This window comes from Flavobacterium rhizophilum (assembly GCF_046000485.1).
In the GTDB taxonomy this organism is placed as follows: domain Bacteria; phylum Bacteroidota; class Bacteroidia; order Flavobacteriales; family Flavobacteriaceae; genus Flavobacterium; species Flavobacterium rhizophilum.
In genome coordinates this window covers 1-585 of the sequence record NZ_JBELQB010000048.1, presented here as the reverse complement: position 1 = coordinate 585, position 585 = coordinate 1, and the positions used below count along the sequence as shown (strand labels likewise).

The following is a 585-nucleotide window of genomic DNA, read 5'->3' as shown; positions in this document are numbered from 1 at the left end:
AAAACGGAGCTGATGCCGGTCACGGCATCAGCTTCAACGAAGCCTTTCGCGTCTGGCTCCGCGTCGCCTGCCTAAGTTTCGGCGGACCCGCGGGCCAGATCGCGGTGATGCACCGCATTCTCGTCGACGAAAAGCGGTGGATCGGCGAGCAGCGTTTCCTTCACGCGCTCAACTACTGCATGTTGCTGCCTGGCCCGGAGGCACAGCAGCTCGCCACCTATATCGGATGGCTGATGCATCGCACGAAGGGCGGCATCGTCGCCGGCGTGCTGTTCGTCATCCCCGGCGCGGTCGCGATCATGGCGCTGAGCTGGATCTATGTCCTTTATGGCCGTGTCGGCATCGTCTCGGCACTGTTCTTCGGCCTCAAGGCCGCGGTGTTGGCCGTCGTCCTTCAGGCGGTCGTGCGGATCGGAAGCCGCGCCCTTAAAAGCGCGCCGGCGCGAATCCTCGCTGCGGTCGCCTTCGTCCTGATCTTCTTCGCCGGTGCGCCATTCCCGCTCATCGTGCTGGGCGCCGGGCTCATCGGGTGGTGGTCGGCGCGGCAGGGGAGCACCGCATTCCGCGGTGGCGGTCATGGCGCTT

Annotated in this window: 1 protein-coding gene; it reads left to right on the top strand. The window is 65.5% G+C overall.

The window, feature by feature from the left end; translation table 11 throughout:
• Positions 1–585 (top strand): chromate transporter (locus tag ABS768_RS17660; protein WP_456264641.1); only part of this gene is annotated, 585 nt, incomplete at both ends.